The sequence below is a fragment of the Lacisediminihabitans sp. genome, assembly GCF_043726815.1.
Classification (GTDB): domain Bacteria; phylum Actinomycetota; class Actinomycetes; order Actinomycetales; family Microbacteriaceae; genus Lacisediminihabitans.
On the sequence record NZ_JAYSJZ010000074.1, the window covers coordinates 32445 to 45860 of the forward strand.

Annotated in this window: 12 protein-coding genes; all 12 read right to left on the bottom strand. The window is 70.1% G+C overall.

Annotated features, from left to right (window positions below):
• Positions 1–21 precede the first annotated feature (21 nt).
• The 12 genes from ACHZD8_RS11095 to ACHZD8_RS11150 all read right to left on the bottom strand — a co-directional run bounded on the left by ACHZD8_RS11095 (position 22) and on the right by ACHZD8_RS11150 (position 13284).
• A complete protein-coding gene (locus ACHZD8_RS11095) occupies positions 22–924 on the bottom strand; it encodes a serine hydrolase domain-containing protein (protein WP_394770489.1) in 903 nt (300 codons plus the stop codon).
• Between the two features lie 231 nt (positions 925–1155).
• A complete protein-coding gene (gene pth, locus ACHZD8_RS11100; protein ID WP_394770559.1) occupies positions 1156–1743 on the bottom strand; it encodes an aminoacyl-tRNA hydrolase in 588 nt (195 codons plus the stop codon).
• 30 nt (positions 1744–1773) lie between these two features.
• Positions 1774–2400: a 50S ribosomal protein L25/general stress protein Ctc gene (locus ACHZD8_RS11105; protein WP_394770490.1), complete on the bottom strand. Its 627-nt coding sequence runs from the start codon at positions 2398–2400 to the stop codon at positions 1774–1776.
• Positions 2401–2861: 461 nt separating this feature from the next.
• Positions 2862–4289 carry a gluconokinase, GntK/IdnK-type gene (locus tag ACHZD8_RS11110; RefSeq protein ID WP_394770491.1) on the bottom strand — a complete coding sequence of 476 codons (1428 nt, stop codon included), beginning with the start codon at positions 4287–4289 and terminating at the stop codon, positions 2862–2864.
• A 198-nt stretch (positions 4290–4487) separates the two neighbouring features.
• Positions 4488–5735, bottom strand: a complete 1248-nt coding sequence (gene manD, locus ACHZD8_RS11115; RefSeq protein WP_394770492.1) for a D-mannonate dehydratase ManD — start codon at positions 5733–5735, stop codon at positions 4488–4490.
• Positions 5732–7159, bottom strand: a complete 1428-nt coding sequence (locus tag ACHZD8_RS11120; RefSeq protein ID WP_394770493.1) for a mannitol dehydrogenase family protein — start codon at positions 7157–7159, stop codon at positions 5732–5734. The genes manD and ACHZD8_RS11120 overlap by 4 nt, the downstream gene beginning before the upstream one ends.
• The gene (locus ACHZD8_RS11125; RefSeq protein WP_394770494.1) at positions 7149–8015 is read right to left on the bottom strand and encodes a sugar phosphate isomerase/epimerase family protein; all 867 of its coding nucleotides are present in this window, start codon (positions 8013–8015) and stop codon (positions 7149–7151) included. Before ACHZD8_RS11125 ends, ACHZD8_RS11120 begins: the two co-directional genes overlap by 11 nt.
• Complete coding sequence (locus tag ACHZD8_RS11130; protein ID WP_394770495.1) at positions 8012–9181, bottom strand: Gfo/Idh/MocA family protein; 1170 nt, start codon at positions 9179–9181, stop codon at positions 8012–8014. The genes ACHZD8_RS11125 and ACHZD8_RS11130 overlap by 4 nt, the downstream gene beginning before the upstream one ends.
• Positions 9178–10023: a sugar phosphate isomerase/epimerase family protein gene (locus ACHZD8_RS11135; protein WP_394770496.1), complete on the bottom strand. Its 846-nt coding sequence runs from the start codon at positions 10021–10023 to the stop codon at positions 9178–9180. Before ACHZD8_RS11135 ends, ACHZD8_RS11130 begins: the two co-directional genes overlap by 4 nt.
• Complete coding sequence (locus ACHZD8_RS11140) at positions 10020–10931, bottom strand: carbohydrate ABC transporter permease (RefSeq protein ID WP_394770497.1); 912 nt, start codon at positions 10929–10931, stop codon at positions 10020–10022. Before ACHZD8_RS11140 ends, ACHZD8_RS11135 begins: the two co-directional genes overlap by 4 nt.
• The gene (locus tag ACHZD8_RS11145) at positions 10928–11917 is read right to left on the bottom strand and encodes a carbohydrate ABC transporter permease (RefSeq protein WP_394770498.1); all 990 of its coding nucleotides are present in this window, start codon (positions 11915–11917) and stop codon (positions 10928–10930) included. Before ACHZD8_RS11145 ends, ACHZD8_RS11140 begins: the two co-directional genes overlap by 4 nt.
• A gap of 11 nt (positions 11918–11928) precedes the next feature.
• Positions 11929–13284 (bottom strand): ABC transporter substrate-binding protein, encoded by a 1356-nt coding sequence (locus tag ACHZD8_RS11150; RefSeq protein WP_394770499.1) that lies wholly within the window; start codon positions 13282–13284, stop codon positions 11929–11931.
• Between the last annotated feature and the right edge of the window lie 132 nt (positions 13285–13416).

The window sequence follows — 13416 nt, forward strand, 5'->3', positions numbered from 1 at the left end:
TTGTGAGTTCGCGGCGCGAAATCAGGCGACCGAGGCCGGGAAGAGCGCATTGTTGAGTTCGCTGAAGTCGACCCCCAGGTCGCCCGCCTGCAGGTGGTTGGTCAGGAGCACGAGCACGACGTCCTGCTCCGGATAGATCCACCACTGGCTGCCCGACCAGCCGGCGTGCCCGAACACCCGGCGGTTGGCCAGCTCGGGAGAGTGCTCGCGCAGGTTCCCGCTCAGCCCGTACTCCGAGGAGCGGGTCGCCGCCGGGTCGGGCTCGCCGAGGCCCGTCGTTCTCGAGACGAGCGCGCCGCGCAGGAGCGCCGGGTCGAGAAGTTCGCCCGCGCCGTCCCGAAGCGTGCGCAGCACCCGGCCGCCGAGGCCCAGGAGTCCCGCCGCCGTTCCGAAGGCGCCGGCGGCCGGATGCCGGTGGCCGTACATTCGGGAGAGGTCGAGGTCGACGCCGTCGGTTCCGTACACGTCATGGGGGTCGACGCCCGGATCGAAACCGACCCCCGCGCCCGGCCCCAGGTAGTGGTCGATGTGGTCGTAGACGGTCCGCCCCGTCGACCTCTCGAGCATGGCCCCGACGCCCGCGAAGGCGAGGTTCGTGTAGCGGAACGCCGCGCCGGGCGCGTAGTCCGCCGTCGCCGACGCGAGCTGGTCACCGAGCGGCACCGGGCTGTCGAGCGGCACGTCGACCAGACCGGAGCGATGGCTGAGCAGGTGTTCGAGCGTCACGCCGGGCAGGGCGGACTCGTCCAGGGCGTCGCCGAGGGCGAGCGACCCGGCCCGCACCGCGCGCAGGGCGGCGAGCCCCACGAGAGGCTTGGTCACGGAGAAGAGGGCGAAGTGGTCGTCGGAGCGCGCAACCCTCTCGCCGGAGGCACCGAACGCCTCGATCGCCTCGATGCCCCGGGACGTTCCGATGCCCAGCACCCCCGCCGGCAACGGTCCGTTCTCGACCTGGCGGCGGGTCCACTCGACCGCGGCGGCCCAGGAGGGCTCGGCGCCCGGATCGTGACTGACGACGATGATGATCCCCCTTGACGTGTGCGGGGCTCACGCTCCCGTTAAGCCTAGGGGTGATGGGACGGATTGGAAAGCGCTTTCGGCGTATTCATCGGATGATGCCGCCGAGCCCGGTCGGTCGCGTCGGCCGGGGTGGCGCTACTCCGCGAGGGTGTGGAAGCGCAGCTGGGCCGCGGTGAGGCCGTCGCGCGCGATCGACTCAACGGCATCCGCGGCATCCGTGAGGATGTTGGGCAGCACGGCGCGCTCGGCCGAACCGAAGTCGCGCAAGACGAAATCGGCGGATGCCTGGCGGCCGGGGGGTCGGCCGATACCCACCCGCACCCGCACGAAGTCGCCGGTTCCCATGGCCGAGATGATGTCCCGCACCCCGTTGTGGCCGCCGGCCCCGCCGCCCTTTTTGATCTTGAGGCGATCGAACGGGATGTCGAGCTCATCGTGCACGACGATGAGACGCTCCGGGTCGATCTTGTAGAAGCGCAGGAGGGCGGCCACCGGACCACCGGACAGATTCATGAACGAGTTCGGCTTCGCGAGGATCAGCCTCGGGCCCTCGAGCCCGGTGCGCCCCTCGGCGACCATCGAATTGGTCTTATGACTCTTGAAGGGGGCCCTCGCGCGGTCGGCGAGTTCGGCCAGCACCATCTGGCCGACGTTGTGTCGATTGCTCGCGTAGTCGGGCCCGGGGTTGCCGAGCCCGACTACGAGCCACTGATTGGTGTCCAGCGGGTCTGTCTTTCCCTGGGGAACGGCTCGCTACTCGGCGGCCGCCTCGGTCTCCTCGGCGGGGGCCTCGACCTCGGGCACCTCACCGAGGTCCTGCTCGGCCGGGATGCTGATCGCGATGACGAGCGTCTCGGGGTCGGTGATGAGCACCGCGCCCGCGGGCAGCGTGATGTCCTTCGCGTAGATGTGCGTGCCGGCCTCGAGGCCCTCCACGCTCTCGACGATGTTCTCGGGGATGCTGATGGCGAGCGTCTCGACGAGCAGGGACTTGGCGTCCTGCTCCGCGACGGTGCCGGCGACCGGCTCGCCCTCGAGGTGCACGGCCACGTCGACCTCGACGCGCTCGCCCTTGCGCACGACGATGAGGTCGATGTGCTCGATGATCTGGCGCAGCGGGTCCTTCTGCACGTCCTTGACGAGGGCGAGCTGGCTCTCCCCCTCGATCTGCAGGTCGAGGATGGCGTTCGCCTTGCGCAGCAGGAGCGACACGTCGTGGGCCGGGAGGCTCAGGTGACGCGGCTCGGTGCCGTGGCCGTAGACGACGGCCGGGACCTTGCCCGCTGCACGAAGCTTGCGGGCGACGCCCTTGCCGAACGTGTTGCGCGGCTCGGCCGTGATCTTGTTGGTGAGCTCCTTGTGAGCCTTCTTCTCCGCCATGGTTTTACTCCTCTGCGAGCCGGGGCCCGCGTGTCATTGGTTTCAACTCGAACGCATCAGCGTGAGGAAAAAGACCTGGGCTCTGCAGCCCGTGTGCCCCGCTCCACCGCGTCGATCACGGATGTCCACCGCACCGGTTGGTGCGGCCGACGATCCCTCGCCGAAGTTCGCAGTCCCGCCGCCGGAGAACCGGTCGGGCAAGACCCAGTGGGAGAGTTTACACGGGATGCGGCCCGGGCGCTCCGAGCAGCTCGACTGGCGCTTCGACTGGCGCTTCGACTCGCGCGTCGACTCGCGCTTCGACTCGCGCTTCGACTCGCGCGTCGACTCGCGCTTCTCCGGAGGTTTGCCGCTCGACGGGCCGAAATCGGGCCGTTACGGGCAAATACGACCCGCCGCGAGCGATACCTCCGGAGAAACGCGTGTTCGGTCGGGACGCTGCGGGTTACGCGAGCGGGCGGCTAGCGGGCGAGGGAGGCGGCGGCGAGGTGCGCGAGCTCCACCGGCGCCGCGCCGGAGTCGAGGGACACCGTGACGCCCGGCTCGTCTGCGGCGAGCGGCTCGAGGGTGGCGAGCTGCGAGTCGAGCAGGGAGGCCGGCATGAAGTGGCCGGGCCGGTGCGACATCCGCTCGGCCAGGAGCTCGCGCGACCCGCTCAGGAAGACGAACCGGGTGGCCGGTTCCGCGGCCAGGATCGCCTCGCGGTAGACACGCTTGAGGGCCGAGCAGGCGATCACCATGCCGCCGGCCTCCGCGGCGGACAGCGTCGACGCGACGCGGGCGAGCCAGGGCCAGCGGTCGTCGTCGGTGAGCGGATGCCCGGCCGCCATCTTCGCGACGTTGGCCGCCGGGTGCAGGTCGTCGGCATCCACGAACGGCACCCCGAGCTCGTCGGCGAGCGCGCTCCCCACCGTGGACTTGCCGGAGCCGGAGACTCCCATGACGACGACGAGCGGCTTCCGGGCGGTCACAGGCATGGGGTCAACGCTACCGAGGCGCGGACGCACCGTATCCCGCGTGCGAGTCTCGATCGCGTACAGGCTCGTCGAGGCGGCGATGAAGAGGGTGCCGCCGCCCTCGCCGCCGAAGCACACGTTGGCCACGACCTCCGGCACGGCGATCGCGCCGAGCCGTGCGCCGGCCGGCGAGAACACCTGCACGGAGTCCCCGCTCGAGGTCCAGAGGTTGCCGTGCTCGTCGACCCGGAACCCGTCGGACACCCCCGGCTCGACGACCGCGAAGACCCGGCCGTCGGCGCAGGAGGCCCCGTCGATCACGGTGTAGGCGCGAATGTGGTGGTTGCCACCTGGGCGCAACGCGACCGAGGTGTCCGAGACGTGGAGGATCGACTCGTCCGGGGAGAAGGCCAGGCCGTTCGGCTCCTCCATGTCGGTGATCACCGGGGCGACCGATCCGCTCGCCGGGTCGAACCGGAACGCGTAGTTCGCGCCGTACTCCGTCTCCCCGAGATGCCCCTCCCGGGCGAAGGTGATGCCGTAGGGCGGGTCGGTGAACCAGATCGTTCCGTCGCTCTTCACCACGACATCGTTCGGCGAGTTGAATCGCACGCCATTCCAGCGGTCCACGAGGGTCGTCACCACGCCGTCGACGTCCCGCTCGACCGCCCGACGACCGTGCGAGCACTGGATCACCGCCCCCGCGGCGTCGAGGGTGCGTCCGTTGGTGAACTCCACGTCATCCCGGTAGACCGAGGTCTCGCCACTCGCGACGTGCACCTGGAGGATGCGGTTGCCGGGGATGTCGCTCCAGCGCACCACGCCGAGGGCAGGGATCCACACGGGACCCTCCGCCCAGACCGCCCCGGTCGCGAGTCGCCGCAGGGTGGCCCCGGGCGCCAGCAACGACTCGATGCCCATCTCGGTCTCCATCCGGCCCTCCCGTTCCCACCACACTCGGGCACCCGCGTCCCGCGCGCAACCCCACCGCCGATCGCGGCCAACTCACGTTTCTCCGGAGGTTTCGCGCGGGCGGGCCCGCATCCGGCCGTTTTCGGCCCTTAAACCGGCTCGACGGCCGGAACCTCCGGAGAAACGCGTCTCGGACGGGAGCGGGCGCGGCGCCGCGCATCACCAGTCGTGCATCGAGCCGTCCAGCAGGCGGTTCACCGGCAGGTAGGCGCCCTCGTAGGGATGCGCGTCGGCCACGAGGTCGTCGTAGTCCACGCCGAGCCCCGGGCCGTCCCCGGGCACGAGGTAGCCGCCATCGAAGAAATAGGTGGGGCGGAAGAGCTCATCCGTCGCCGCGCTGTGCTTCATGTACTCCTGGATGCCGAAGTTCGGGATGGCGATGCCCAGGTGCAGGGCGGCGGCGAGGCCGACCGGCGAGATGTCGGTGGGGCCGTGAACGCCCGACTTGATCTGGTAGACCGCCGCGTAGTCGAAGATGCGGCGGAGCGCGGTGATGCCGCCCGCGTGCGTCACCGGGGAGCGCACGTAGTCGATGAGTTGCTCCTCGAACAGCTCGCGGTAGTCCCAGATGGTGTTGAAGACCTCGCCGATGGCGAGGGGAGTCGTGGTGTGCTCGCGCACCCGGCGCAGCGCGGCCTGGTTCTCGGCCGGCGTCACATCCTCGAGCCAAAACAGGTCGTACGGCTCGAGCGACTTGCCGAGCTTCGCCGCCTGGATCGGGGTGAGTCGGTGGTGCGAGTCGTGCAGCAGCGGCAGCTCCGGCCCGAACTCGTTGCGCACGGCCTCGAACACGGTCGGCGCGTGCCGGAGGTAGGCGCGGGTGTCCCAGCTCTCCTCCACCGGAACGGCGCTGCGCCGGGCCGGCTCGTGGTCGTAGCGCGCGCTCACCCCGGAATCCCCCGCCCCGGCGTTCTTGCTCGAGGCGACGCCGTAGACGGAGTCCAGCCCCGGGATGCCGGTCTGCACGCGGATCGCCCGGTAGCCCTGGTCGAGGTGCTCGCGGATCGAGTCGAACAGCTCCGGCAGGTCGACCCCGCTGGCGTGACCGTAGGTGAGGCAGCCGACCCGGCTCTTGCCGCCGAGAAGCTGGTAGAGCGGTAGGCCGGCGACCTTGGCCTTGATGTCCCAGAGGGCCGTGTCGACGGCGGCGATCGACGCCATCGTCACCGGGCCGCGACGCCAGTAGGCCCCGCGGTACAGGTACTGCCAGGTGTCCTCGATCTGGTGCGCGTCCCGCCCGATCAGCAGGGCGGCGATGTGGTCGCGCAGGTAGCTCGCCACCGCGAGCTCGCGGCCGTTGAGGGTCGCGTCGCCGAGTCCGACGAACCCGTCGTCGGTGGTGATGCGCAGGGTGACGAAGTTGCGTCCCGGGCTCGAGACGAGTACTTCGGCTGAGGCGATCTTCATGGTCGGCGTGCTCCTAGGGTCGTGCGTTGGGAATCGATCTGGGCGGCCACGGCGGAGACGACGGAGGCGTCGTCGGCGAGGTCCGGGGCGAGGAAACGGATGACGGCGCCGGCCCGATCCGCGGCGTCGAGCCCGCGGAGCTCGCCGGCGAGCGCCTCGGCGCTCGGATCGGCGAAGTGGTCGTCGGCCAGGTGGGTCGCCCAGGCGGCGAGCACCCCGGCCTCGGCGATGCCGACGGCGAGACCGGCCTCGCGGCGACGGCGCATCGGGTCGATGATGCGCGGACCGAGCTTGTGCGAGCCGTCGGTGGCGATCTGCGACAGGCGGTGCTCGATGCGGGCGTTGGCGAACCGCGAGCGGAGCGCGGACAGCGCCGAGTCGATCTCGGCCGCGGTCATCTCTGGGGCGTCGAACGGCAGCACCTCCGCCGCCTCGTCCCACAGCCTCTCGACGGCGTCACGGCAATCGTCGTCGAGCATGGCGTCGGCGATCTTGCCGTGACCGGCGGCGAGCCCACGGTAGGCGAGCAGGGAGTGCGCGGCGTTGAGCAGCCAAAGCTTGCGGCGCTCGTACGGCGCGATGTCGTCGACGAACCTCGCCCCGGCCACCTCCCACGCCGGGCGACCGGAGGGGAAGTCGCCGCTCAGCACCCACTCGCTGAAGGGCTCGGTCACGACGGGGGCCTGATCCGGCAGCCCGGTCGCGGCGAGCGCGATGGCGCGGTCGGCGTCGGTGGCGGCCGGGGTGATGCGGTCGACCATCGTGGACACGAACGACACGGTGCGCCCGATCCAGTCGGCGAGCGACTGGTCGACCGCGGAGGCGAGGGCGAGCACGGACTCACGCGTGGCTCGGCCGTTGTCGGCCAGGTTGTCGCAGCTCACCACGGCGATGCCGGGTCCGCCGGCGAGCATCCGCGCGCGGAGCCCGTCGACGAGTCGCCCGGGGGCTGTGACGGCGCCGGCCGTGACGACGCCGGTGGCCGCCCGCCCGCCTCGCAGCAGGGCGATGTCGGCCCGGACATCCGCATCCAGCAGGTCGAGGGTTCCCTCGGTCGAGAGGCGGTAGCCGCGTTCGGTCACCGTCACCGTCACGATCGCGACCGCCGGGTCGGCGACCGCCGCGCGCCAGGCCGGGGCGTCCGCGCCGTCGGTGGCGGCGCTGATGCTCTGGATGATCGACTCGGTGTCCACATCGCCGCGCTCGATGAGCACGTAGAGGTCGTCCTGGGCGCTGAGCACCTCGGCGGCGGCGGCGCTCCGGCCGGTGAAGGCGTGGATGCCCCAGCCGTCTCCGGCGGCGGCTTCGGCGTTGGCGCGCTCGGTGTACCAGGCCTGGTGTGCCCGATGGAAGGCGCCCAGGCCGAGATGCACGATGCGCACGGGGTGGCGCACCGAGCGTCGGCCGGCGAACTCAGCGTTCATGGCGCGTGGTCACCCGCTCGTGGATCGCCCGCAGGTAGGCCAGATTGTCGGCCGTGCGCTCCTCGAGGGGCAGCTCGGTGGAGAAGTCCTCCACGGTGACCCAGCCGTCGTAGCCGTGTTCGTGCAGGGCCTCGAAGTAGGCCTCCACGTCGGCCTGCCCCGACCGCAGCGGCGCCCATTCGTTGCGCCAGATGACCGAGCCGTCGAAGCCCGGCTCGTCGGTGGCACGCCAGAGGGCGTTCTTCACGTGCACGTGGGCGAGGTACGGCCCGAGCATCTGGAAGGTGGCGAGGAAGTCCTCGTGCCCCTCGATCAGCAGGTTGCCGAGGTCGTGGATCACGCCGACCCGCTCGGGGTCGAGCCCGTCGACGAGCCGGATGGCGGCGGAGGCGGACGAGGTGATCGTGCCGTGGTGCAGCTCGACGAGCGCGCGAACGCCGTGTTCGGCCGCCCGGCCCTCGATCCATTCGAGGTCGGAGCGGGTGGTGGCGAAGGTCTCGCGGTAGTCGCCGGCGCGCACTCCCGGCATGGTCACGCGCACCTGGCGCGCACCGAGCCTCGCGGTCGCGGCGAGCATGCGCTCCACGTTGTCGTGGTCGCGGCAGTTCGCGTAGCCGCCCAGTCCCGAGAACTCGAGGCCGGCGTCGCGGGTGATGCGGGCGATGTCGTCGAGTCGGTCCTCGAGGCCGGTAAGCGGCCAGGTCGACCGGTTTCCGGCCCAGAACCCGGGCGGGGTGGCGTCGGCCTGGTCGACGATGCGCCACTCGACGCCGTCCCAGCCCTGGCCGGCGAGGATGCCGGCGGCCTGCTCGGGCTCCCAGTCCGGGGTGGAGGCGGTGAACACGGAGAGCTTCACTTGGTGCCTCCCGCGAGAACGTCGGCGAACGCGCCGGCGGTCACGTCGACGTCGTCGAGGTCACCGGCGAGCACGGCCTCGAACGAGACCGGCGTGCCGAGGGTCGCCGAGAGGTACACGGCGCGCACGACCGCGAGCGAGACGAGGGCATCCTCCACGCGCACTCCCGGCCGCCTCCCGGTGCGGATGGCGTCGACGATGTCCTCGTACTGGCGGAGATGCCCGACGATGAAGCCGTCCGGTCCCTTGTCCCCACCGCGGAGGTCGGACGCCCCCACCTGCTCGGCGGCCTGGTTCCGCGGCTCGCCGTTGCCCGCGGCGTAGAAGTACTCGAGCTGGTCGTCGTCGATCACGGCCGAGCCCTCCGACCCGTGCACCTGCAGGCGCACCGACAGCCCAGGGTAGGCCGCGGTCGTCGCGTGCAGCACGGCGAGGGCACCGGACTCGAACCTCACGGTCGCGACCGCGACATCCTCCACCTCAACCCGCTCGTGGGCGAGGAGGGCGGTGTGCGCGAAGATCTCCACGGGCCGGCCGAGAAACCAGACCAGCAGGTCGACGGTGTGCACGCCCTGGTTCATGACCGCGCCGCCGCCGTCGAGGGCCCAGGTGCCTCGCCACTGTCCGGAGTCGTAGTACTCCTGGCTGCGCCACCAGGCCACGGAGGCGACCCCGCTCGTGATGCGGCCGAACGCGCCGTCGTGGGCGGCGCGCGCGACGGCGACGGATGCCGGGTCGAACCGGTGCTGGCTGATCACCGAGACGACGCTTCCGCGGCTCTCGGCCTCCGCCGCGAGGGCGGCGATGCGGCGGGCTCGCGGCAGGGTCACGTCGAGCGGCTTCTCGATCACGACGTGGGTGCCGGCGGCCAGGGCCTCCTCGGCGAGCTGCACGTGCAGGCCGCTCGGGGTGCAGATCACGACGAGGTCGACCTCGGAGGCCGCGAGCGCGTCGCCGAGCGACGAGAACTCGGCCGGTCGCTCCGCGCCGAGCTCGTCGGCGATGAGGTCGGCGAGGCGGTGGGACGCCTCGGGCACCGAGTCGACGAGCGCGACGATCCGCAGGTCGGGATGGCGCACGATCACTCGCGAGTGGTTGACGCCGATGATGCCGCAGCCGACGAGGGCGACGGCGAGCGGACGGGTGGGTGATACGGCGGAGCTCATCTGGTGCTGATTCCCAACTGGTTGGTGAGGCTGGCGAAGCCGCGGGCGGCGCGGCCGAAGGCGAACGGGCCGGAGAAGGCGCCCATCGAGGTGACGTCGGCGAGGTGGGGCTCGAGCGACGCGAAGCCCGCGTAGCCGTCGTCGCGCAGGGCGGTGAGGGTCTCGAGCAGCTGGCCGTCGCCCTCCCCGGCCGGAACGACGCCGCCCGTGGCGGCCACGGCATCCTTCACCTGCAGGTATTCGAGGTGTGGGCGCAGCATCGCGTAGCCCTCGGTGAACGGCCGCACGCCCACCTGCACGAAGTTGGCGCTGTCCCAGGCCACCCGCAGGGCGTCCGAACCGACCGACTCGATGATGTCGAGCACGCGCTCCGGGGTGTCGCCGTAGATGTCCTTCTCGTTCTCGTGCAGCAGGATCACTCCCTCGCGCTCGGCGAGGTCGGCGAGGGCGCGCAGCCTGGTGAGCACCGCGTCGCGGATGCTCGCCGGCTCGGTGCCCTCCGCGCGATAGAAGGAGAACAGGCGGATGTAGCGGCTGTCGAGTCGATGCGCCGCGGCGATCGCGGCTCCGAGCCGTTCGACCTCATGCTCGACGGGCAGGCCGGCGTCGACCTTGCCGATCGGCGAGGCGATGGCCGAGACCTCCATCTCCCGCTCGGCGAACACCGCGGCGAGCGCGTCGAGTTGCTCCGGGGAGAGCTCGACGATGTTCGTGCCCCAGGCGCTCCTCACCTCGATGTGGTTCGCCCCGAGCGATTGCAACACGGCGACCTGCACGACCGGGTCTGCGTCGATCTCGTCGCCGAACCCGCTCAGGGCCCAGCTCGTGGTGGTGGTACTCATTTGACTCCTCCTGCTGTCAGGCCACCGACGAGGTAGCGCTGGAAAACGAGATACAGAACGACGACCGGGAGCGCGCAGATGAGCGAGGCCGCCATCATCTGCCCGTAGAGCGGGATCGCTCCGCCCTCCTGGGTGGCACCGAAGACCTGCAGCGCCACCGCGGCGGTGCGCGACGTGCGGTCGGTCATCACCGAGGCGAAGAGCACGTCGTTCCAGCCGAGCAGGAAGGCGAAGATCGCCGAGACGACGATCCCCGGCCAGCTCAGCGGCACGATGATCCTGGTGAGGATGCGCCACGACGACGCCCCGTCGATGCGGGCCGCCTCCTCGAGCTCGCGCGGCAGGCCGCGCAGGTAGGTCACCATCACCCAGGTCGAGAACGGCAGGGCGAAGGTGATGTAGGTGATGAAGAGCGCCCAGCGGGTGCCGATGATCTGGATGCCGAGCGCGCTCGCGAAGCTCGCGAAGAGCACGAAGACGGGCAGCAGCATGAGCGTGCCGGGGATTGACTGCAGGCCGACGAGGGTGCGCAGCACGGTGAGCCGCCCCCGGAAGGCGAAGCGAACCAGCACGTAGGCCGACGAGACGGCGAGCGCGGCACAGATGATGGCGACCGAGCCGCTCACGATCACGCTGTTGATGAGACCGTTGCGCAGGTCGACCGTCGTCCACACCTTGAGGTAGTTGTCGAGGTGAAGTTCGGTGGGGAAGAAGGCGCCGCTCGCCACGGACACGTCGGAGTTGACCGAGGCGAGCACGATGTAGAGCAGGGGCACCAGCACCGCGAGCAGCAGGATCACCACGATGGCCACGAGCAGTGGCTTCGGCAGCAGCCGGGTGACGTCGGCGTTCAGCCGGCCGGTGGTCTTGCGGCCCAGCAGGGGCGGTCGCACGAGAATCTCGGTCATGGGCGCTTGCCCTCCTCGCCGGTGTCGAGCCGTACGGCCTTCAGGTAGATGAACAGCGGAATGGCGATGAGCACGAGCGAGGCGACGGCCATCGCGGCGCTCAGTCCGAATCGGAAGCTCTGGAAGCTCGTGATGTAGGTGAGCACGGGAAGCACGTTGACGTCCTCGGGGGCCGGAACCCCGAAGAGCACGAACGGCAGGGTGAATCCGTTGATGTTGTGCAGGAACGAGATGATGAGCGCGAGCGACACCGGACCCTTGAGGTACGGGAAGATGACGTAGCGCAGCTTGGTCCACCAGCCCGCGCCGTCGATCGCCGCCGCCTCGTGCACCTCCTGGTCCACCGACTGGAGGCCGGCGAGCACGAGCAGGTAGAAGAACGGCCAGGAGCTCCAGATCTGCACCGCGATGAGGGCCCAGTAGCTCTGCGGGCCGTTGAGCCACAGTCCGGCGTGGATGCCCAGTCCGGTGAGGCCCGCATCGACGACTCCTCCGGGCTGCAGCATCGTGCGCCACACCGTGCCGACGACGAAGGCCGGGAGCACGTAGGGGATGAGGAAGATGGAGCGCACCAGCCCGCGACCGCGGAAGGCGTTCTGGGTGGCGAGGGCCGCCGCGACGCCGATCGGGAGGGTGACCGCGGAGGCGATTGCGGCGTAGGAGACGCTGATCCAGATCGAACGGAGCAGGCTCGACTTGGTCACCGCCTCCACGTAGTTCTGCAGCCCGATGAACGGGGCCTGCAGCCAGCTGCGCAGCGTGTACTGGTCGAGGTCGAGCAGCGAGATGACGAAGGCGATCGCGAGCGGCACGATGATGATGATCGCCATGAGGATGCCGCCGGGGGCGAGCATCCAGAACGGGCGGTTGCGTTCGCTCGGTGAGCGACCCGGTCGCCGGGCCGGGCGGCCGCCGACGGGGGTTCCCGTCGGCGAGCCGCTCGCCCTGGTCACGGCGGGCGCCGTGACCGGAGTGGAGGTGGACATGTCGCTCGCGCCTACTTCGCCTTGTCGAGCGCGGCCTGCACCGCGGTCTGGGCGGTGGCGAGCTTCGCCTTGAGGTCGGAGACCTTGAGGGAGCCGTTGGAGAGCGACGGGATCGACTGCACGACCACGTTCACCAGGGCCAGCTGGGTGTCGCCCCACGCCCCGCTGAACGGGGTGCCGACCGACTTGGACGCCGAGTCGATCACCGGGGCGAGTGCGGCGTTGCCGTCCTCCAGCTTCTTCGCCGCCGCCGCATTGGTCGGCAGGTCGCCGAAGATCTTCTGGTAGCTCGTCTGGCTCGAGGCGCTCGTGAGCATGTTGACGAGTTCGAACGCGAGATCCTGGTTCTTCGAGTACTTGGCCACGACCATGTTGTCGCCCGAGATGATGCTCGTCGCGGGCTTGCCGTTCTTGGCGGTGGTCTTGGCACCCGGTGGCACTGTGGGCATGAGCGCGTAGGCGTACTTACCGGCCACCGCCGACTTGTCGAGCGTCACCATCGAGGTCGACGTCGTCATCGGCAGGAACGCGGCCTTGCCCGAGGCGAAGGCGGCCACGGCCTGGGCATTCTTCCACCCGATGGAGCTCGGGTCGACGATCTTGTCGTCGGTGAGCCAGGAGAAGTAGGTCTGGTAGGCCTTGAGCGTCGTCGGGTCGTCGAAGCGGGCCTTCTTGCCGTCGAGGATGGGGTTACCGGCCTGCAGCGACATCGCCCAGACGAACTTCCACGGGTCGTAGCTGTCGGCGTAGGCGAGGGCCATCCCGTAGGTGTCGCCCGTCGTGAGCTTCTTGGCCTGCGCGGTGAGGCCGTCCCAGGTGGTGGCCGGCTTGTCGATGCCCGCCGCGGCGAGCAGGTCCTTGTTGTAGGCCATCACGAACGGGCGGCTCGCGAACGGGATGCCCACCTCGTGCTTGGCGTCGGGACCGGAGATGCCGAGTGTGCCGGGGATGAACTTGTCCCGGCCGCCGATCTTCTTCCAGTCCGCGTCGGTGAGCTGCACGAACGCGCCGGTGGAGTACGCGGTGGGCGTGAAGGTGGAGCCGAGGTTGTAGAGGTCCGGTCCCTGCCCGGAGAGCACCGAGGTCTGGATCTTGGTGAGCTCGTCGTTGGCGGAGGCGAAGGTCTCGAAGTTGACCTTGGCGCCGGTCTGCTTCTCGAACCGGTCCGAGACATCCTGGAACCACTGCTTCTGCTCTGCCGGGTAGAGGGCATTGGCGCCGATCATCACGTCGAGCGTCTTGCCCGTGCCGTCGATCTTGGCCGATGACGAGGCGGGCGCCGGCGTGGTCGACCCCGCACAGCCCTGAAGGGCCAGGCCGAGGATGGCAATCCCGGCGATCGCGCCGAGCGCGTGTCGAGCTTTCATGATGACTCTCCTTTGAGTGATGACGGGATGCGAGAGGGGGCCGGACTCGCCACGTTCACTTCGCACCGCGGGTGGTTGGAACTTTAGGCAGGGCCGCAAGGCAACTGCAACCGTTTGCCAAAAATTGCCATC

Bases quoted from the DNA above. Each gene is read 5' to 3' on its own strand.
- ACHZD8_RS11110 (WP_394770491.1), bottom strand. From the start codon at position 4,289: ATGGAGACCGAGATGGGCATCGAGTCGTTGCTGGCGCCCGGGGCCACC.
- ACHZD8_RS11145 (WP_394770498.1), bottom strand. From the start codon at position 11,917: ATGTCCACCTCCACTCCGGTCACGGCGCCCGCCGTGACCAGGGCGAGC.
- ACHZD8_RS11135 (WP_394770496.1), bottom strand. From the start codon at position 10,023: ATGAGTACCACCACCACGAGCTGGGCCCTGAGCGGGTTCGGCGACGAG.
- ACHZD8_RS11130 (WP_394770495.1), bottom strand. From the start codon at position 9,181: ATGAGCTCCGCCGTATCACCCACCCGTCCGCTCGCCGTCGCCCTCGTC.
- ACHZD8_RS11105 (WP_394770490.1), bottom strand. From the start codon at position 2,400: ATGGCGGAGAAGAAGGCTCACAAGGAGCTCACCAACAAGATCACGGCC.
- ACHZD8_RS11150 (WP_394770499.1), bottom strand. From the start codon at position 13,284: ATGAAAGCTCGACACGCGCTCGGCGCGATCGCCGGGATTGCCATCCTC.
- ACHZD8_RS11140 (WP_394770497.1), bottom strand. From the start codon at position 10,931: ATGACCGAGATTCTCGTGCGACCGCCCCTGCTGGGCCGCAAGACCACC.
- ACHZD8_RS11120 (WP_394770493.1), bottom strand. From the start codon at position 7,159: ATGAACGCTGAGTTCGCCGGCCGACGCTCGGTGCGCCACCCCGTGCGC.
- manD (WP_394770492.1), bottom strand. From the start codon at position 5,735: ATGAAGATCGCCTCAGCCGAAGTACTCGTCTCGAGCCCGGGACGCAAC.